Source organism: Paracoccus limosus (assembly GCF_009711185.1).
Lineage (GTDB): Bacteria > Pseudomonadota > Alphaproteobacteria > Rhodobacterales > Rhodobacteraceae > Paracoccus > Paracoccus limosus.
This window is the reverse complement of record NZ_WMIF01000017.1, coordinates 1-18,523: the sequence shown is the minus strand read 5'-3', so window position 1 is coordinate 18,523 and position 18,523 is coordinate 1. Positions and strand designations below refer to the sequence as shown.

16 protein-coding genes, 1 tRNA gene and 1 pseudogene are annotated in these 18,523 nt (G+C 65.3%); 15 read left to right on the top strand and 3 right to left on the bottom strand.

Features of this window, described 5'->3' with window-relative positions:
- Positions 1 to 66: 66 nt before the first annotated feature.
- On the bottom strand, positions 67 to 1,077 hold the full coding sequence (locus GL279_RS12475; RefSeq protein WP_155064971.1) for a TAXI family TRAP transporter solute-binding subunit: 1,011 nt from the start codon (positions 1,075 to 1,077) through the stop codon (positions 67 to 69).
- A 248-nt stretch (positions 1,078 to 1,325) separates the two neighbouring features.
- On the opposite strand from GL279_RS12475, the gene GL279_RS12470 reads away from it, so the two are divergent.
- The 12 genes from GL279_RS12470 to GL279_RS12420 all read left to right on the top strand — a co-directional run bounded on the left by GL279_RS12470 (position 1,326) and on the right by GL279_RS12420 (position 14,895).
- On the top strand, positions 1,326 to 2,564 hold the full coding sequence (locus tag GL279_RS12470) for an aromatic ring-hydroxylating oxygenase subunit alpha (RefSeq protein ID WP_155064970.1): 1,239 nt from the start codon (positions 1,326 to 1,328) through the stop codon (positions 2,562 to 2,564).
- On the top strand, positions 2,564 to 3,640 hold the full coding sequence (locus GL279_RS12465) for an FAD-binding oxidoreductase (RefSeq protein WP_155064969.1): 1,077 nt from the start codon (positions 2,564 to 2,566) through the stop codon (positions 3,638 to 3,640). Before GL279_RS12470 ends, GL279_RS12465 begins: the two co-directional genes overlap by 1 nt.
- A gap of 136 nt (positions 3,641 to 3,776) precedes the next feature.
- Positions 3,777 to 4,376: a molybdopterin-dependent oxidoreductase gene (locus GL279_RS19730; protein WP_211371307.1), complete on the top strand. Its 600-nt coding sequence runs from the start codon at positions 3,777 to 3,779 to the stop codon at positions 4,374 to 4,376.
- A 12-nt stretch (positions 4,377 to 4,388) separates the two neighbouring features.
- The gene (fdnG, locus tag GL279_RS12460; protein WP_484555859.1) at positions 4,389 to 6,860 is read left to right on the top strand and encodes a formate dehydrogenase-N subunit alpha; all 2,472 of its coding nucleotides are present in this window, start codon (positions 4,389 to 4,391) and stop codon (positions 6,858 to 6,860) included.
- Entirely contained in the window at positions 6,857 to 7,837 is a 981-nt protein-coding gene (fdxH, locus tag GL279_RS12455; protein WP_343039804.1) for a formate dehydrogenase subunit beta, read from the top strand. The genes fdnG and fdxH overlap by 4 nt, the downstream gene beginning before the upstream one ends.
- Positions 7,834 to 8,523, top strand: coding sequence for a formate dehydrogenase subunit gamma (locus GL279_RS12450; protein ID WP_155064967.1), 690 nt, complete (start codon positions 7,834 to 7,836; stop codon positions 8,521 to 8,523). Before fdxH ends, GL279_RS12450 begins: the two co-directional genes overlap by 4 nt.
- Positions 8,524 to 8,547: 24 nt before the next feature.
- The gene (gene fdhE, locus GL279_RS12445; RefSeq protein WP_155064966.1) at positions 8,548 to 9,456 is read left to right on the top strand and encodes a formate dehydrogenase accessory protein FdhE; all 909 of its coding nucleotides are present in this window, start codon (positions 8,548 to 8,550) and stop codon (positions 9,454 to 9,456) included.
- Positions 9,456 to 10,787, top strand: a complete 1,332-nt coding sequence (gene selA, locus GL279_RS12440) for an L-seryl-tRNA(Sec) selenium transferase (protein WP_155064965.1) — start codon at positions 9,456 to 9,458, stop codon at positions 10,785 to 10,787. Before fdhE ends, selA begins: the two co-directional genes overlap by 1 nt.
- On the top strand, positions 10,784 to 12,679 hold the full coding sequence (gene selB / locus GL279_RS12435; protein ID WP_155064964.1) for a selenocysteine-specific translation elongation factor: 1,896 nt from the start codon (positions 10,784 to 10,786) through the stop codon (positions 12,677 to 12,679). Before selA ends, selB begins: the two co-directional genes overlap by 4 nt.
- A gap of 7 nt (positions 12,680 to 12,686) precedes the next feature.
- Positions 12,687 to 12,782: transfer RNA gene (locus GL279_RS12430), tRNA-Sec, on the top strand.
- Between the two features lie 18 nt (positions 12,783 to 12,800).
- Positions 12,801 to 13,856: an aldo/keto reductase gene (locus GL279_RS12425; protein ID WP_155064963.1), complete on the top strand. Its 1,056-nt coding sequence runs from the start codon at positions 12,801 to 12,803 to the stop codon at positions 13,854 to 13,856.
- A 73-nt stretch (positions 13,857 to 13,929) separates the two neighbouring features.
- Positions 13,930 to 14,895 (top strand): NAD(P)H-dependent flavin oxidoreductase, encoded by a 966-nt coding sequence (locus GL279_RS12420; protein WP_155064962.1) that lies wholly within the window; start codon positions 13,930 to 13,932, stop codon positions 14,893 to 14,895.
- A 73-nt stretch (positions 14,896 to 14,968) separates the two neighbouring features.
- On the opposite strand, the gene GL279_RS12415 is transcribed toward GL279_RS12420, so the two are convergent.
- Positions 14,969 to 15,772 (bottom strand): response regulator, encoded by an 804-nt coding sequence (locus tag GL279_RS12415; protein ID WP_155064961.1) that lies wholly within the window; start codon positions 15,770 to 15,772, stop codon positions 14,969 to 14,971.
- Between the two features lie 95 nt (positions 15,773 to 15,867).
- Between GL279_RS12415 and GL279_RS12410 the strand changes: the two genes are divergently transcribed.
- The 3 genes from GL279_RS12410 to GL279_RS12400 are packed head-to-tail and all read left to right on the top strand — an operon-like array spanning position 15,868 to position 18,399.
- Complete coding sequence (locus GL279_RS12410) at positions 15,868 to 16,014, top strand: NepR family anti-sigma factor (protein WP_155064960.1); 147 nt, start codon at positions 15,868 to 15,870, stop codon at positions 16,012 to 16,014.
- A 6-nt stretch (positions 16,015 to 16,020) separates the two neighbouring features.
- On the top strand, positions 16,021 to 16,611 hold the full coding sequence (locus GL279_RS12405) for an RNA polymerase sigma factor (RefSeq protein WP_155064959.1): 591 nt from the start codon (positions 16,021 to 16,023) through the stop codon (positions 16,609 to 16,611).
- A 9-nt stretch (positions 16,612 to 16,620) separates the two neighbouring features.
- Complete coding sequence (locus tag GL279_RS12400; protein WP_343039803.1) at positions 16,621 to 18,399, top strand: sensor histidine kinase; 1,779 nt, start codon at positions 16,621 to 16,623, stop codon at positions 18,397 to 18,399.
- A 1-nt stretch (position 18,400) separates the two neighbouring features.
- Here GL279_RS12400 and GL279_RS12395 read toward each other — a convergent pair.
- Positions 18,401 to 18,523: pseudogene (locus GL279_RS12395) on the bottom strand (IS5/IS1182 family transposase); the annotation flags it as partial.

Here is an 18,523-nt window from a genome sequence, read left to right as displayed (position 1 = left end):
TTCGTGCCGATTCGTCCACAGAGTTGTGCAACTCGCCTCATCCGTCCTGCCCAAGGCAGGCCAGCATTACGGCAACATGTTGTTTTCTTTGTAATAACGCGCGGCGCCCGGATGCAGGGGAATGCTGATCCCGTCCAGTGCCGTTGCGCGCTGGATCGACCTCCCCCGGCGCGGGCCGGTCTGCAACAGCGCCGCCGTCGCCGGATTCCACAGCGCCACCGTCAGATCGTGGATCAGATCCTCGGGCTGCTGCGCCGAGGTCAGCCATTGTGCGCCGACCGACAGCGTCGGCACCGGCAGTTCCTGCCCGGCATAGGTGTCCACGGGCAGGACCGTGGTGGTAAAGAACGGATATTCGGCAATGATCCGGGCGGTGGTCGCGCCTTCGATCGGCACCACCTCGATGGCGGTGCGGCTGGCCAGCTCGACGATCGTGTCGGCGGGATGGCCGCCGACGAAAAAAAACGCGTCCAGATCGCCTGCCGTCATCGCCTGTGTGGCCGGGCCCAGCGACAGGTTGCGCAGCTGCAGCATTCCGGGCGCCATGCCGACGGCCGCAAGGATCATCTCGGCATCGGCCAAGGTCCCCGAGCCCGGCTCGTCCAGCGAGACCCGCTTGCCGCGCAGATCGGCCAATTCGTGGATGCCGGCATCGCGTCGGGCGATCAGATGGACGGTTTCGGGGTAAAGATTGGCGATGGCGCGCAGACCGGGCACGGTGCGTCCCGTCCAGGCGCCAAGGCCGCGATAGGCCTGCGCCGTGATATCGCCCTGAACGAAGCCCGACTCGAGCCTGCCGTTCTGGATCGCCATGACATTGGCCACCGATCCCGGCGTCGCCACAGCCGAGGCGATCAGCCCCGGCACGCCGCAGGGTCCGCCCAGATCGCAGCTGCGCGATCCGGGCGGCGCCGAGATGGCCGCCGCGATCAGCGCCCCGATCGGGTAATAGCTGCCGCCGGTCGCGCCGGTGCCGATGCGAAAGAACCGCATGCCCTGCGCCCGGGATCGCGACGCCAACGGCGCCAGCAACCCCGCCGCAGCCAGAAAAGCCAATGCATTGCGCCGACTCGCCATGCGTGCCTCTTTGCCAAAAAGGCCGGATGCCGGCCCCGTGGCCGATTGTTGGCCAGATCCGGCGATGCGCAAAGCTTTTGTTGATCGACGGCCCCTGTCGCGGGCAGGATTGGCGGAATGTGACCCCGCAGGTTTCGTCACGTCCGTTTCCGCCGCCGGCATGTCGTATTTGTAGAATGGCGTTGGCCAATTAGAGTGCAAATCTGCCGTTCAGGACGCCTCCATCCTCTAGCCACTGGAATCGAGCCATGTTGAACCCCGCTGAAATCCTGTCCCAGATTGCAAATCGGCAGAAAAATTTTGCGCTGACGCGCGATCTCTACTGCGATGAGGGCGTGTTCCAGACCGATCTTGAACAGATCTGGTACAAGGAATGGCTGTTCGCCATTCCGGCCTGCGAAGTGCCCAAGACCGGCAACTATGCCACCATGCAGGTCGGTGCCTATCCGATCCTGATCGTGCGCGGCGGCGACGGCAAGGTCCGCGCGTTCCACAACGTCTGCCGCCACCGCGGCCAGCGCCTGTGCTCGAAACCGAACGGTTCGACCCCGAAACTCGTGTGCCCCTATCACCAGTGGACTTACGAGCTGGACGGCAAACTGCTTTACGCACGCGACATGGGCGACGATTTCGACGCCTCGAAATTCGGCCTGAAGCCGGTGCATTGCGTCGATCTGAACGGCATGGTCTTCATCTGTCTGGCGCAGGTGCCGCCGGCGATCGGTGATCTGGCCAAGCAGCTGGCCTCTTATCTGGCGCCGAACAAACTGGCCGACAGCAAGGTCGCCTTCTCGTCCACCATCATCGAGAACGGCAACTGGAAGCTGGTGCTGGAAAACAACCGCGAATGCTATCACTGCGGTGGTTCGCACCCCTCGCTGTGCCGGACCTATTCCGACAACCCGCGCATGACCGCCATGGAAGGCCCGGACAGTGCCAGCCCCGACATTCTGGCCCACTGGAAACGCTGCGAAGAGGCCGGCCTGCCGTCGCGCTTTATCAACCATCCGAAAATGCAATGGCGTCTGGCGCGCATCCCGCTGCTGAACAACGCCGAAAGCTACACGATGAGCACCAAGGCCGCCGTCGCCAAGCGCATGGGTGACATGCCCTTCAACGACGCGGGCAGCCTGCTGTTCTTCCACTATCCGAACACCTGGAACCACTTCCTGGCCGATCACTCGATCGTTTTCCGCGTGCTGCCGATCAGCCCGACCGAAACCCAGGTCACCACCAACTGGCTGGTGCACAAGGATGCGGTCGAGGGCGTGGACTACAATATCGAGGATCTGACCCGCGTCTGGATCAACACCAATGACGAAGACCGTCAGGTGGTCGAGGAAAACCAGAAGGGCATCCTGTCGCCCGCCTATGAGCCCGGCCCCTATTCCATGATCCAGGAAGAAGGCGTGGTGCAGTTCATCGACTGGTATGCCGAGACGATGATCGAACGTCTGTCGCCCACTCCGGCCATGGCGGCGGAATAATGGCGGTTCTGGTCAAGGCATTCGGCGACAAGCCGTGGAAAGACGACGAATTGCTGGAATGCGCGATGGTGGTGCCCGAGACATCGGACACCGCCACCTTCACCTTCCGCGCGCCCTCGGGGGCTTATTTCGACTATAAGCCGGGCCAGTTCATCACGCTGGACCTGCCGGTGCCGGGCGGCAACGTGCAGCGGACCTATACGATCAGCTCGTCACCGTCGCGGCCGCTGTCGATTTCGGTGACGGTCAAGGCGCAGTTCGACAGCATCGGCACCCGCTGGATGCTGGACCACCTGCGTCCGGGCATGAAGATCAAGGGCTATGGCCCCTCGGGGATCTTCACTTTCGTCAAGCACGAAGCGCCGAAATACCTGATGATCTCGGCCGGGTCGGGCATCACGCCGATGATGTCGATGACCACCTGGGCATGGGATTCGGGCGAGATGCCCGACATCGTCTTCGTCCACGCGGCCAAGACGCCCAGCGAGATCATCTTCCGCCAGCGGCTGGAAGGCATGGCTGATCGCGTGCCGGGCCTGCAACTACGCTTTACCGTCGAGGAATCGGATCCGTTCCGTACCTGGCACGGCTATCGCGGTCGGCTGAACCAGATCATGCTGGGCCTGATGGCGCCGGATTATCTGGAGCGTGAGGTGTTCTGCTGCGGGCCCGAGCCCTTCATGCAGGCGGTGCGCGACATGCTGATCGCGCTTGGCTTCGACATGAACCACTATCACCAGGAAAGCTTCGGCGCCCCGGTGAAGAACGAATCCGAAGCCCCGGTTCTGGACGACGTGGTTCTGGACGATGCGGTGGGGGCACAGATCACCTTTGCCGCCTCGGGCATCACCGCGAAATGCGCCGAGACCGATACCGTTCTGGCCGTAGCCAAGGCCAATGGGCTGAACATCCCTTCGGGCTGCACCTTCGGTCTTTGCGGCACCTGCAAGATCAAGAAAACCTCGGGCGAGGTGCATATGGTCCATAACGGCGGCATCACCGACGAGGACATCGAGGAAGGCTATATCCTAGCCTGCTGCTCGCATCCGATGGGCTCGGTCTCGGTCGAGGTCTGACCGGGCCATCCCCTGTAACGACTGCTTTTGGGGCGCGCCTGCCGGGCGCGCCCTTTTTCGTGCCGGCTTGACTTGGCTACCATACCGCGCGATCCTGAAGGGTACCTATCCAGACGACAGGCAACAGGAGGGATTGATGAACATCGACCTCTCGCGGCGCGGCTTTCTGAAGCTGGCGGGCGCGGGCGTCGCGGCAACATCGCTGGGAGCCTTGGGCTTTGGCGATGCCGAGGCGGCAGAGAAAGCGCATGTCCGCGCCTTCAAGCTGGCCTCGACCACCGAGACGCGCAACACCTGCACCTATTGCTCGGTTGCCTGCGGTATCCTGATCTATTCCAAGGGCGATGTGGCGGCCGGCGAACAGGCCACCATCGTCCATATCGAGGGCGATGCCGACCATCCGACGAACCGCGGCACGCTCTGCCCCAAAGGCGCGGCGCTGAAGGATATCGTGCATTCCGAAAGCCGGCTGACCACGCCGCGCATCCGCCGCCCCGGTACCGACCGCTTTGACGAGATCAGCTGGGACGAGGCGCTGGACAAGATCGCGCGCGCGCTGAAAGACGACCGTGACGCCAATATCGTGCTGAAAAACGATGCGGGCGTGCCGGTGAACCGCTGGACCAGCACCGGCTTTCTGGCCGCTTCGGCCACGACCAATGAAACCGCATGGCTGACCTACAAGACGGTCCGAGCCATGGGGATCGCAGGATTAGATAACCAGGCGCGCGTCTGACACGGCCCCACGGTGTCCAGTTTGGGCCCGACATTTGGCCGCGGAGCGATGACCAACCCCTGGACCGACATCAGGAACACCGATCTGGTGGTCGTGATGGGCGGCAATGCTGCCGAAGCACATCCGTGCGGCTTCAAATGGGTGACCGAGGCCAAGGCGCATCGGGGTGCCAAGCTGATCGTGGTGGACCCTAGGTTCACGCGCACCGCATCCGTTTCCGACTATTACGCGCCGATCCGGCCCGGCTCGGACATCACCTTCCTGATGGCCATGATCAACTGGATGATCCAGAACGATAAGGTCCAGTGGGAATATGTGAAGAACTTCACCAACGCCGCCTTCATCGTGAAGGACGAGTTCGGCTGGAGCGACGGGCTGTTTTCCGGCTACGACCCCGAAAAGCGCGACTATGACAAGTCGAGCTGGGACTATGTCATGGGCGATGACGGGTTTGCGCAGGTCGACATGACGCTGCAGCACCCGCGCTGCGTCTGGAATCTGCTCAAGGAACATGTCTCGCGCTATACGCCCGAGCTGGTCCAGCAGATCTGCGGCACGCCCAAGGACCGCTTCCTGCATATCGCCCAGATGATCGGCGAATGTTCGGCGCCCGACAAGACCATGACCTCGATGTATGCGCTTGGCTGGACCCAGCATTCCAAGGGCGCGCAGAACATTCGCGGCATGGCGATGTTGCAGCTGATCCTGGGCAATATCGGCGTCCGGGGCGGCGGGATGAACGCGCTGCGCGGTCATTCCAACATCCAGGGGCTGACCGATATCGGCCTGATGTCGAACCTGATCCCGGGCTATCTGAACATCCCGACCGAAAAAGAGGTCGATTGGACCACCTACATGTCCAGCCGCAGCTTCAAACCGCTGCGGCCCGGCCAGACCAGCTATTGGCAGAACTATTCCAAATTCATGGTCAGTTTTCTGAAGGCGATGTGGGGCGATGCCGCCACCGCCGAAAACGACTGGGCCTTTGAATGGCTGCCCAAGCTGGACGTGCCCGGCTATGACATCCTGCGGATGTTCGAGCTGATGAAGGCGGGCAAGATCACCAATTACTTCTGTCAGGGCTTCAACCCGCTTCTGGCTTTCCCGAACCGGGCCAAGCTGACCGAGGCGCTGTCGAAACTGCAGCTTCTGGTGGTCATGGATCCGCTGGAGACCGAGACCGCGCGCTTCTGGGAAAACCACGGCGAACACAACGACGTGGACAGCGCCGCGATCCAGACCGAGGTGATCCAGTTGCCCACCACCTGCTTTGCCGAGGATGACGGCTCGCTGGTGAACTCGGGGCGCTGGCTGCAATGGCACTGGGCGGCGGGCACGCCTCCCGGTCAGGCGCGGCGCGATACCTGGATCATGTCGCAGATCTTCCTGCGGGTGAAAAAGCTCTATGAGACCGAGGGCGGCGTGCTGCCCGAGCCGATCGTCAACCTGACCTGGGACTATGCCGATCCAAACGAGCCCACGGCCGAGGAGCTGGCCAAAGAGATGAATGGCCGCGCGCTGAGCGATGTCCATGATCTCAAGGACACGACCAAGCTGCTGACCCCGGCGGGCAAGCAGCTCGTGAACTTCAGCCAGTATCGCGACGATGGCTCGACCATGGGCGCCTGCTGGATCTTCTCGGGTTCGTGGACCGAAGACGGCAACATGATGGCGCGGCGGGACAATACCGACCCCGACGATGCCGGCATGTATCCGAACTGGACCTATGCCTGGCCGCTGAACCGGCGTGTGCTTTACAACCGCGCCTCGGCGGACCTGAAGGGCAAGCCATGGGACGCCAGTCGCAAGCTGATGGAGTGGAACGGTGAGAAATGGACGGGCTATGACGTCCCCGACATCGCCCCCACCTCAAAACCCGATGAGGTCGGCCCCTTCATCATGAACCAGGAGGGCACCTCGCGGCTGTTCACCAGGGGCATGATGCGCGACGGGCCCTTCCCGACGCATATGGAGCCGTTCGAAAGCCCCATCGCCAACCCGTTCAACGCGCAGATGCGCGGGAACCCGGTGGCGCGGGTCTTTGCCGATGATGCTGCGCAATTCGCGACCAGCGACGAATTCCCCTTTGTCGCGACGTCCTATCGGCTGACCGAGCATTTCCACTACTGGACCAAGAACAACCGCATCAACGCGGCGCTGCAGCCCGAATTCTTTGTCGAGATCAGCGAGGAACTGGCCGCGCTCAAGGGCATCACGCTCGGCGGCTGGGTGCGGGTCTGGTCCAAGCGGGGTTCGGTCAAGGCCAAGGCGCTGGTCACCAAGCGCCTGAAGCCGCTGCAATGCGGGGACAAGACGGTCTACGTCGTCGGCATCCCGCTGCATTGGGGCTTTGTCGGTGCCGCACGCAAGGGCTGGGGGCCGAACAGCCTGACGCCATTCGTCGGTGACGCCAATGTGGAAACGCCTGAATTCAAGGCGTTCCTTGTCAACATCGAGCCAGCGACAGGGGAGGCGGTATCGTGACCATGGATCCGAACCTCGACAGCCCGCGGACGGCGGCGGCCAATCCGCCGATCCAGCCGATGCCGGCCAACCTTGGCGCGGGCGATGTGATCCGCGCCTCGGCCATGCCGGATCTGGCTCCGCCCCAGCGGCAGCTGACGCCGGTGGCCAAGCTGATCGACGTCAGCAAATGCATTGGCTGCAAGGCCTGCCAATCGGCCTGCGCCGAATGGAACGACACCGTGCCGCCGATCGAGGAGAACGTCGGCTCGTATCAGAACCCGTCGGACCTCGGCCCCGAGATGTTCACCCTGATGCGCTTCAGCGAATACGAAAATCCCAATGGCGATTTCGAATGGCTGATCCGCAAGGATGGCTGCATGCATTGCACCGATCCGGGCTGCCTGAAAGCCTGCCCGGCCCCCGGTGCCATCGTGCAATACTCGAACGGCATCGTGGATTTCATCCACGAGAACTGCATCGGCTGCGGCTATTGCGTCACCGGCTGCCCGTTCAACATCCCGCGCGTCAGCAAGACCGACCACAAGAGCTATAAATGCACGCTGTGTTCGGATCGGGTCGCGGTGGGTCAGGGCCCGGCCTGCGCCAAGGCCTGCCCGACGCAGGCCATCGTCTTTGGCCACAAGGACGACATGATCGCCCATGCCGAAGAGCGCGTGGCCGATCTGAAATCGCGTGGCTATGAGAATGCCGGCATCTACGACCCGGCGGGCGTCGGCGGCACGCATGTGTTCTACGTGCTGCACCACGCCGATCAGCCCGCGCTTTATTCCAACCTGCCCGAGGATCCCCGGATCTCGCCGGTGGTCGAGGGCTGGAAGGGCATCACCAAAAAGGTCGGGCTGGCGGCCATCGGCATCGCGGCGGTCGGCTCGATCCTGCACGGCCTGCTAGGCCGCGCCAACCGCGTCACCGCCGAGGATGACCGCGAGGCCGAGGAATACGTCGAACACAGCCTGCCGCCCGGGAGGTCATGATGGACAAGCGCTTCTATTCCCAGCCCGGCGACCGGATCGAGACCGTCGATCCGGTGCTGGTCAGCCGCTACCGGCGCTTCACGCGCGCCAATCACTGGGTGACGGCGGCCAGTCTGATCGTGCTGCTTTTGTCGGGGATGGCGCTGTTTTCACCGTCGCTGTTCTTCCTGACCGGCCTTTTTGGCGGCGGCCAGACGACGCGCTGGCTGCATCCCTTTGTCGGCATCCTGCTGTTTTTCAGCTTCCTGCTGATGTTCGTGCAGCTGTGGCGGCTGAACCTGCCCCGGCCCGAGGATGTGACATGGGTTGGCCATATCGGCGATGTGGTCAAGGGACAGGAGGAAAAGCTGCCCGAGCTTGGCAAATACAATGCCGGGCAGAAGTTCATCTTCTGGGCGATGTCGGCGCTGATCGTCGTGCTGATCGGCAGCGGGGTGATGATCTGGGAACAGTATTTCCCGCATCTGGTCAGCATTCCCGTGCGGCGTTGGGCGATGCTGATCCATTCGCTGGCGGCGGTGGCGATTATCCTGACCTTTATCCTGCATGTCTATGCCGCGATCTGGACGCGGGGCACCATCCGCGCCATGACGCGCGGCACGGTGACCGGCGGCTGGGCTTGGCGACACCATCGCAAATGGCTCCGGGAACTGGCTGGACGCGAGGGGCGCGGCCCGGCAAAGTAACCCGGACCACCGCAAAGGCTGGACATGACTTCGACTCTGAAACCCGATCCTTCGATGATCGGCGGCATTGCCAAGGTGCCGCTGGCCCGGCTGCCCGATCCCCGGGTGCTGTTCCTGACCCGGGCGCAGCGGCTGGGCTTTCTGGCCCAGCACAGTGCCAATCTGGCGGCCTATCTGCGCTTTCTGTCGGAACTCTGCGAGGCGCAGGCGCGGCTGGTCCGCGCCCTGCCGGCGCCCGCGGCCCTGTCGCAGGATCAGCTGCAGGCGGCACGCGCCAACCGGATGCCGCCCATGGATCGCGCGGCGCTGCGGGCCGAGCTGACCGCCGCCATCGACCTCTTGCCCGGACTTCTGGCCGGGGTCGAGATGCCCGAACCCGCGCGGCTGGGGCTGGCCGCACTGGCTGCGGCCGAGGCTTCGGACCGCGACTGGGTGATCGGCAACGTGCTGGCTGACACCATCCCCGACGACAGCGCCGCCCCGCATCTCTTTGCTGCGCTGGCCCTGCAGGTGGTGGCATCGCGACATGCGGCTCTGCTTCACGTGGAACAACTGGTTGCGATCGCCCCGGGCCTCTGCCCCGCATGTGGGGGCCGTCACGCCAGCAGCCTCGTGACCGAAAACATCGGCGCCGAGGGCGCGCGCTATTGCGCCTGCGCCACCTGCCAGACCCTGTGGAACGAGGTGCGGGTGAAATGCACCTGCTGCGGCTCGACCAAGGGCATCACCTATCGTTCGGTCGAAACCGACGAGGCCACGGTCAAGGCCGAGTGCTGCCGCGAATGCGGCCATTGGGTCAAGATCCTGTATCAGAACAAGAACCCCAGCCTTGAGCCAATCGCCGATGACGTGGCGAGCCTCGGGCTGGATCTGATGATGCGCGACAGCGAATGGCGGCGCGGCGGCTACAACCCGTTTCTGGCCGGTTACTGATGCAGCTGCGCGACCTGCCTTCGGTGGACCGGCTGCTGGGCCAATCATCCGCGCTGATCGACCGCCATGGCCGCGCCGCAGTGACCGAGGCCCTGCGCACCACCTTGGCCGGCATCCGTGCCGCGCCGCCGCAGCCGCTGCCCGATGCCGCCGGCATCCTGTCCCTTGCCGAACAGGCGCTGACCGCCCGCGCCCGCTCGAACCTGCGCCCGGTGCTGAACCTGACCGGCACCGTTCTGCACACCAACCTTGGCCGCGCCCTGCTGGCCGATGAGGCCATGGCAGCCGCGCTGGCCGCCATGCAATCCCCCGCCGCGCTGGAGTTCGATCTGGACACCGGCGGACGCGGCGAACGCGACAGCCATCTGCGCGGCCTGCTTTGCGAGCTGACCGGGGCCGAGGACGCCACCGTCGTCAACAACAATGCCGCCGCCGTGCTGATCGTCCTGAACACTCTGGCCCGCAACCGCGAGGCCATCGTCTCGCGCGGTGAGCTGATCGAGATCGGCGGCGCCTTCCGCATGCCCGCGATCATGGAGCAAGCCGGCTGCCGCCTGCGCGAGGTCGGCACGACCAACCGCACCCACGCCCGCGACTATGCCGAGGCGATCACCCCCGAAACCGGCCTTCTGATGAAGGTCCACACCTCGAACTACCGCATCGAGGGTTTCACCAAAGAGGTCGCCGCCCCCGAACTCGCACGGATCGCGCATCAGGCCGGGCTGCCCATGGTCAACGACCTCGGCTCGGGCACGCTGGTCGATCTGCGGCGCTGGGGCCTTGCCCCCGAACCGACCGTGGCCGAGGCGGTGGCCGAGGGCGCCGATGTCGTCACCTTCTCGGGCGACAAGCTTCTGGGCGGCCCGCAGGCGGGCTTCATCGTCGGCCGGCGCGAGATCATCGCCGCGATCAACCGGAACCCGCTGAAACGCGCGCTGCGCATGGACAAGATCCGCATCGCCGCGACCGAGGCGACGCTGCGCCTTTACCGCGACCCCGACCGGCTGGCCGAGCGCCTGCCGACCCTGCGCCTGCTCTCGCGCCCGCAGGCGCAGATCCGCGCTCAAGCCGAACGGCTGGCGCCGCGTGTCGCGCAGGTGCTTGGCTGCGCCGCCACCGTCATCGACTGCGCCAGCCAGATCGGCTCGGGCGCGCTGCCCACCGACACCATCCCCAGCGCAGGCCTCGCCCTGACCCCGCGCCCCGAGGCGCTGGCGGAACGGCTGCGCGGCCTTCCCACCCCGATCCTTGGCCGCATCCATGACGGCGCGCTGATCCTTGACCTGCGCTGCCTGCCGGATGATGCGGCGCTGATCGACGCGCTGGCATGATCGTCGGAACGGCCGGCCATATCGACCATGGCAAGACGGCGCTGGTCAAGGCGCTGACCGGCGTCGATGCCGACCGGCTGGCCGAGGAAAAGGCCCGTGGCATCACCATCGATCTGGGCTTTGCCTATGCCGATCTGGGGGCGGGCAGCATCACCGGTTTCGTCGATGTGCCGGGACACGAGAAATTCGTCCACACCATGCTGGCTGGTGCCGGCGGCATCGATCTGGCGCTGCTGGTGGTCGCCTGCGACGATGGCATCATGCCGCAGACGCGCGAACATCTCGCCATCCTCGATCTTCTCGGCATCTCGCGCGGCATCGTGGCGCTAACCAAGGCCGATCTTGCCACAGCCCCCCGCATCGCGACGCTGCAAGCCGAAGTCGAAAATCTTCTTGCAAATACATCGCTTTGCGAATCTACCATACTACCCGTGTCATCCCTGACCGGCGCCGGCGTCGAAAATCTGCGCGCCGAACTGGTCCGGGCCGAGTGCCATACCAGTCAACGCGCCGCCGACGCCCGCTTCCGCATGGCGCTGGACCGCAGCTTCAGCCTGTCGGGCGCCGGCACCGTGGTGACCGGCACCGTGCTTTCCGGCCGGGTCGCGGTCGGCGACCAGATCCAGATCTCGCCCTCGGGCCTCCCGGCGCGGGTGCGCGGCATCCACGCCCAGAACCGCAAGGCCGAAACCGGCCTCGCCGGCCAGCGCTGCGCCCTGAACCTTGCCGGCGACCAGATCACCCGCGAGGCCATTCATCGCGGCGATGTCGCCCTCGACCCTGCCCTGCACGCGCCCACCGAGCGCATCGACGTCAGCCTGCGCGTCCTCGACAGCGAGCCAAAGCCGCTGACCACATGGTTCCCCGCCCGCCTGCATCTGGGCGCGGCCGAGGCCGGCGCCCGCGTGGTGCCGCTGCAAGGCCCGATCGCGCCGGGCGAGACCGGCCTTGCCCAGATCGTGCTGGACCGGCCGCTGGCGGCTTCGGTGGGCGAACGCTTCATCCTGCGCGATGTCTCGGCCCGGCGCAGCATCGGCGGTGGCCGCCTGATCGACCTGCGCCCGCCCGCCCGCCGCCGTGCGCGCCCCGAACGGCTGGCGGCGCTGGACGCCATGGCCCTGCCCGATCCGGCCTTGGCGCTGCAGGCTTTGGCCACACTGGCGCCGGTGGCGCTGGACGCCTTCGCCCGCGATCACGCCCTGCCGCCCGAGGCGTTCGACACGCCGCTGATCCCCGGCACCCGGCTTGCCGCCAGCCCCGACACCCTCGCCAGCCTGCGCGCGCAGATGCAGGATCAGCTCGCAGCCTTTCACGCCGAAAACCCCGACCTGCAAGGCATGGGCCGAGAACGCCTGCGGCTGGCGCTGACCCTGCGCCTGCCGAAAGCCGATTTCACCGGCTTCATCCGCCACGAGGCCAACGCCGGCAGTATCGCGCTGGACGGCGCCTGCCTGCGCCTGCCCGGCCACCTGCCCCGGCTCTCGCCGGCCGATGAGGCGGCCTATGCCCTGATCGCGCCGCGCCTGACCGGCGCAGACCGCTTCCGGCCGCCGCGCGTGCGCGACTTTGCGACCGAACTCGGCCATGACGAAGGCGATCTGCGCCGCATCCTCTTGATGGCCGCGCGTCAGGGCCGCGTCGACCGTATCGCGCATGACCATTTCTTTGCCCGTGCCACCACGGTCGAGATGGTCGGCATCCTCCGCGATCTTTCCGCAGCGGCCGAGGACGGCTGGTTCACCGCCCCCGCCTTTCGCGACCGGGTGAACAATGGCCGCAAGGTCGCGATCCAGATCCTTGATTTCTTCGACCGGCTCGGTCTGACCTTGCGCCGGGGCGATCTTCGGCGCATCAATCCGCACCGGATCGACCTGTTCACGCCGGACGGGTAAGCGAATTGGAAGAGAAGCGTCCCCGGTGGGGCGGCCGGACTTCAAATCCGGTTGGGGCAGCGAGCCTGTCCCGGGTGGGTTCGACTCCCACTCTCCTCCGCCAGACATCAAGGGAATAGCAATGCAGCAGATCAAGCTCGGCACCAGCGACGTCACCGTCAGCGCGGTGTCGCTGGGCACGATGACCTTTGGCAACCAGACCGAATACCGCGATGCCGAACGCCAGCTCGACATGGCGCGCGAGGCCGGCATCAGCTTCCTCGATACGGCGGAAATGTATCCGGTGAACCCGGTCCAGCGCGAAACCGTCGGCCGCAGCGAGGAATTCATCGGCCGCTGGCTGGCCGAACGTGGCGGCCGCGACCGGCTGCAGATCGCCACCAAAGCCACCGGCCCCAGCGACAAGGTCCGGGCCGAGGGTTACGACGGCAAGATCCTGCGCCAGACCATCGACGCCTCGCTCAAACGTCTGGGCACCGATGTCATCGACCTCTACCAGCTGCACTGGCCGGTGCGCGGCTCTTACGCCTTCCGTCAGAATTGGAATTTCGACCCCTCGAAACAGGACCGCGCCCGCACGCTTGCGCATATGGCCGATGTGCTGGGCGCCTTGGCCGAGGCGCAGCAGCAGGGCAAGATCCGCGCCTTTGGCCTGTCGAACGAATCCGCATGGGGCACCACGCGCTGGATCGATACCGCCACGCGTCTGGGCGCGCCGCGCGTCGCCAGCATCCAGAACGAATATTCGCTGCTCTGCCGGCTCTATGACACCGATCTTGCCGAGGTGGCGGTGAACGAAGGCGTCACGCTGCTGGCCTATTCGACGCTGGCCGCCGGCCTTCTGACCGGCAAATACCGCGAAGGACAACAGCCGCCGCTCAGCCGCGCCGCCGTCGATCTGCAGCATGGCGGTCCGGGCGATCTGGGCGGGCGCCGCAACCCGCGCGTCTATCCCGCCATCGCCGCCTATCAGGCGCTGGCCCAGGAGATGCATTTGGACCTGATCCAGATGGCCGTGGCCTTTACCCGGCAACGGCCCTTTGCCGTGATCCCGATCATCGGCGCCACCGACAGCACGCAGCTGGCGCATCTGCTGAACGGCCTCGATCTCGTGCTCGACGATGAAACCCTGCGCCGGATCAACCGCATCCATCGCAGCCACCCGCTGCCTTACTGAACGCGACGGAATCCTTGGCCTTGGCGTGCGGTGCAGGCAACCTGCCCGCCAAGGCTGCCAAAGGAGGATCGTCATGCTGCCCCCCATCCTGTCCGCATTGCGCCTGCCTGTCGTGGCCTCGCCGATGTTCATCGTCTCGGGTCCCGAGCTGGTCATCGCGCAATGCAAGGCCGGGATCGTCGGCAGCTTCCCGGCCCTCAACGCCCGCGAAAAGGACGGCGAGCCGCCGCTCCTCGACATCTGGCTGACCCGCATCGCCGAGGAACTCGACCGCCACAATCAGGCGCATCCCGACCGGCCGGCTGCCCCCTTCGCTGTCAACCAGATCGTGCACCGCAGTAATGCCCGCCTCGACCGCGACCTCGAGATCTGCCACCGCCACAAGGTGCCGATCTGGATCACCAGCCTCGGCGCCCGCCCCGAGGTGAACGCCGCCGCCCATGATTGCGGCGGTCTGGTGCTGCATGACGTGATCACCAACACCTTCGCCCGCAAGGCGATAGACAAGGGCGCCGACGGGCTGATCGCGGTCGCGGCCGGCGCGGGCGGCCATGCCGGGGCGCAATCGCCCTTCGCGCTGGTGCAGGAAATCCGGCAATGGTTTGACGGCCCGCTGCTGCTCTCGGGCGCCATCGCCACCGGCCGCGCCATCCTCGCCGCACAGGCGATGGGCGCCGATCTCGCCTATATCGGCAGCCCCTTCATCGCCACGCCCGAGGCCAACGCCGCCCCCGACTACAAACAGATGATCGTCGACAGTGGCGCCGAGGATATCGTGAACTCGGCCCTCTTCACCGGCGTGCCCGGCAATTATCTCGCCGGCTCGATCCGAGCCGAAGGACTCGACCCGGCGGCTCTGACCGGCGCCACCGCCTCCGACATGGATTTCGGCGCCAAGGGCCCCCGCCCCTGGAGCCGGATCTGGGGCGCGGGCCAGGGCATCGGTGCCGTCCATGCCGTCACCCCCGCAGCCACGCTGATCGACCGGCTGGCCGGCGAATACGCGCAAGCCCGCAGCGCCCTCTGCGCCGCGACATGAAAAAGGGGCGGCCCCGCCACCCCTTTCACCATTTTCCAAATACCCATGCGACCGTGCCGCCGGGCGTCACCCGTCAGGCGACGCTCAGCCCCTCGGTCGAGGCAAAGAACATCGCCTGCGACACCGCCGAACGCACCTGCTCCTCGGTATAGGGTTTCGAGATCAGGAAGGCCGGCTCCGGCCGGTCCCCGGTCAGCAGCCGCTCGGGGAAGGCGGTGATAAAGATCACCGGAATATCGCCCATCTCGGCCAGCAGCTCGTTCACCGCGTCGATGCCCGAAGATCCGTCTGCCAGCTGGATATCGGCAAGGATCAGGTCGGGACGCTTGGCATGGGCCAACTCGATCGCGGCCTTATGCGTGCGCGCGACGCCGGTCACGGCATGGCCCATGGCCTGCACGATGCCCTTCAGGTCCATGGCGATGATCGTCTCGTCCTCGATGATCATGACCTTGCCGGCCAGCGCCTGGCTCATCTCGTTCAACGCGATCTGCACCAGCTCTTCGGCCTCGGCCTGCTCGACCTGCATCACCTTGGCGATCTGGTCGTGGCGCAATTCCTCGATGGTGCGCAGCAGCAGCGCCTCGCGCGAATTCGGGGTCAGCCCCTTCAGGTGCGCCTGCGCGCGGGCCTCGCGCCCGCCCTGGCCTTCCTCGCTTTCGACCGGCTGCCCCGAGCTTTGCCAGATCGCGTGAAAGGTGCGGAACAGCGCGATGCGGCTGTCCTCGCCGTCCATCAGGCTGCGGTCGCTCAGGATCGCCTCCAGCGTGGCGGCGGCATAATTGTCGCCCGCGGTCTGGCTGCCGGTCAGCGCACGGGCATAGCGGCGCAGATAGGGCAGCTCTCGACTGATGGACTGGGCGAGATCTGCTGTCATGGGAGTCCTCAAAAATTCAGCGTTCCAAAGGGAACTTCTCGGGATAGGTAACGGTTGCCAAGGGTGCGCACAAGAATCTCGGGAATAACTAAAAAATGAATATCAGGCGTGAGGAACGCAAGCGGGTCGCCATCGAAAAGCAGATCGACGAGAATCTCAAGCGCGTCTATGAACATGACGCGACGCAGGAAATTCCAGACAAATTCCTGGAATTGCTGAACAAATTGCGCGATCAGGAGTAAGACCGCATGACAAGGGACGTCAATGCGGCGCGTGCCTCTGGCAAGCACGCCGATCCTCGCACCGAGCTTGTGGACCATCTGCAGGCCCTGCGCGCCTTTGCCCTGTCGCTGACCCGCGAGGGGGCCTCGGCCGACGATCTGGTGCAGGACACCATCGTCAAGGCATGGACCAATATTGAGAAATTCCAGCCCGGCACCAATCTGCGGGCATGGCTTTTCACCATTCTGCGCAACACCTTCTACTCGGCCCGGCGCAAGACGCGGCGCGAGGTCAGCGACACCGACGGCATCCATGCCGCCCGGCAGGCCACCCGCCCCGAGCATGACGGCCGACTGGCGCTGAACGATTTCCGTGTCGCCTTCGAACAACTTCCCGACGAACAGCGCGAGGCGCTGATCCTTGTCGGCGCCTCGGGCTTTTCCTATGAAGAGGCCGCCGGAATGACGGGCGTCGCCGTGGGCACCGTCAAATCCCGGGCGAACCGTGGCCGGCGCCGTCTGGCCGAGCTGCTCAAACTGGAAGCTGGCGAAGAGCTGGAAATGACCGACCGTGCGACCCTTGCCGTGATGGCGCAGAACCTTCCAGTTCAGCGGTAAGGTGCGGCGGTGCTGCGCCGAATGTCGGACCGGCTGGAGTTCACCAAGCGGCTGGGTTTCCGCCTGGGCGGGCTGCTGTCGGTCGCCATCCTGCCGATCGGGCTGATTTCGGTCATCCAGACGCTGCATTTGTCGCAGGAATACGAACGCTCGTCCGAGATCGGGCTTTTGGGACGCACGGCGACGGCAGCGGCCGGGGAACGGGCGCTGCTGCAAAGCGCGCTCGGCACCGCCGATGCGCTGGGGCCGGCGGTGCTGGAAACCATGAACCGGCCCGCAGCCTGCTCGGACATCATGCACGGTCTTGTGCAGCGGACGGTGAATTTCACCTATGCCGGCTTCACCCGGCTGGATGGCAAGGTGGAATGTTCCTCGCTGCCGGGGACGCATGATGTCAGCAGCCTTGCTGCCCACCGGCAATTCGTCGAAAGCCCCGGCACGCTGGTCACCACCACCGATGAATCCGCGATGGGCGACGGCAATTCGGTCGTCGTCATCCAGCCGCTTTACAGTGGCGTCGATCTGCTGGGCTATGTGGCGCTGTCGATGTCGAACGACATGCTGCGGTCCTCGCATATCGCCGGCATGGGCACAGATGATGCCCGCATCCTGACCTTCAACAACCACGGTCAGGTGCTGTCGCGCGACGAAGACGGCAGCCGCGAGCTGGGCGACCTGCTGCCGCAGGGCAAGACGCTGACCTCGCTTCTGTCGCGCAGCGAAACGATCTTCAGCGCCTATTCCAACACCGGCGAGCGGCGGGTGTTCAGCGTGGTGCCGGTGGTGCCGGGGCTGGTCTATGCCATGGGCTCGTGGAACCGCTCGGAATCGGGCATTGGCGGGATCGATCTGACGCGGCGCATGGCGCTGCTTTTGCCGCTGATCCTGTGGGCGGCCTCGCTGGGCGTGGCCTATTTCGCCGTCTATCGGCTGGTGCTGCGCCATATCCGCGAATTGCGCGGCCAGATGCGGCGCTTTGCCATCGGCGACCGCTCGGCGCCGCCGCCGGTGCTGGCCGATGCCCCCGCCGAGATCGAGGATATGAGCCAGACCTTTCACAACATGGCCCGCATCCTGATCCGCGACGAAGAGACGATGGAGGCGGCGGTCACCGAAAAGACCGTGCTGCTGAAAGAGGTCCACCACCGGGTCAAGAACAACCTGCAACTGATCGCCTCGATCATCAACATGCAGATCCGCATGATCCAGCATGACGACGCCCGGCGGGTGCTGCGTTCTGTGCAGGACCGCGTTGCCTCGCTGGCGACGATCTATCGCAATCTCTATCAGGCCGAGCATCTGGATTCGGTGCAGGTTGACCGGCTGGTGCAGGACATCATCAACCAGATGACCAATGCCTCGGTCGGGCCCGGCACCGGGCTGCGGATCGAGACCGAGCTGGAGCCTCTGGTCCTGATGCCCGATCAGGCGGTGCCGCTGTCGCTGCTGGCGACCGAGGCCTTTACCAATGCGCTGAAATATTCCGGCATCAAACCCGAAAGCGGCCCGTCATGGGTCAAGGTGACGCTGCGCGGCGACGGCCCGAAACATGCCCTGTTCGAGGTCGAGAATTCGATCGGGGCCAATGAACAGACCGAGGGCACCGGCCTTGGCAGCCAGCTGATCGAGGCATTTGCCACCCAGCTTGACGGCACCGCCGAACAGGACCGCAGCCCCGGCCGCTACAGCCTGCGCCTGCGTTTCGAGGTGATGCCGCTGCAACGCCCGGCGCAGAACCAGGCAGGCGTGGTGCTGACCTCGGCCGCGCGGCCGGGGTCGCGGCACTAGGTCATGTTGACAAATGGCGGAGCCAGAGCCTGATGCAGGCGACGTCTACGAAGCCGAGGAAACTGTCTGCGGTTTTGTCGTAGCGGGTTGCCAGCCGGCGGCTGTTTTTCAGTTTGCTGAAGCA